1 protein-coding gene is annotated in these 326 nt (G+C 70.2%); it reads right to left on the bottom strand.

Annotated features, from left to right (window positions below; translation table 11 throughout):
* On the bottom strand, nt 1–207 hold a 207-nt coding region (locus tag DEIPI_RS39975), incomplete at its 3' end, for an AAA family ATPase (protein ID WP_027482265.1).
* Nucleotides 208–326: the final 119 nt, after the last annotated feature.

Raw genomic sequence — 326 nt, 5'->3', positions numbered from 1 at the left:
GGCGCCCGCGACACGGTCGAAGAACACCTCCCACACGAGGTCGTTCATGGAGCGCTCCGTCTCGGAGCCCGTGAGCTCGGCGCGCAGCGCGTCGCTGCCGACCGTCAGGGTCCGTCCGGGCCTGCGCGCCGCCCGCCCCCGCAGGGCGTCCGCCACCGTCGATTTGCCGCTTCCGGGAATGCCGACCAGCACGTACACCGTCTTCACGCGCAGAATCCTAGCCCATTTTCCTCAAGGTTGCGTGAAGACCGCGCGTACCCCACCCGACCGGGCAGGATGGCGTGCAGTTCGCCCTTCGCCGCGTTCCCGGAGCGTACGCTCGGGAC

The sequence above is a fragment of the Deinococcus pimensis DSM 21231 genome, assembly GCF_000519345.1.
GTDB lineage: Bacteria > Deinococcota > Deinococci > Deinococcales > Deinococcaceae > Deinococcus_A > Deinococcus_A pimensis.
Note: the sequence above shows the minus strand (reverse complement) of the source record. Positions and strands in the feature narration are given on the sequence as shown.